The sequence below is a fragment of the Bradyrhizobium sp. Crot121 genome, assembly GCF_059512385.1.
Genome location: NZ_JCAMOR010000470.1, coordinates 1 through 375 on the forward strand (window position 1 = coordinate 1; position 375 = coordinate 375).

The following is a 375-nucleotide window of genomic DNA, read 5'->3' on the forward strand; positions in this document are numbered from 1 at the left end:
GGGATTGCCGGACGACGCAGCCAAGGAAATCACCGATATCGTTTCGTCGGAGGAACCGGAGAATGCGGAGAAGCCCCTTGGCCCTAGGGCGCTCGCGTGGATCAAAAAGAACGCACCGAAGGCGGCGTCCGGGGCTTGGAAGATCGGCTCCGCAGTAGCGACCGATTTGCTCAAAGAGGCGGCGCTGAAATACTACGGACTAAAGTGAGGCCGCGACTCGACAGACCTATGAAACGGCCGATTCCGCAGAATTTTAGCAACGAGGAGCTGGCAATCCGATTTGCTTTCGACGCCTTGTCTTACGTGGAAGCCGCGAGGTTGCTGGAGCAGGACAACCACTTTTCCCCTCGCTACCATCTATTCTGCCACGCCATC

1 protein-coding gene is annotated in these 375 nt (G+C 57.6%); it reads left to right on the forward strand.

The features are described from left to right. A partial coding sequence (locus AC5ZGW_RS47525; protein ID WP_496114325.1) for a hypothetical protein occupies window positions 1–208 on the forward strand: 208 nt, incomplete at its 5' end. Window positions 209–375 lie beyond the last annotated feature (167 nt).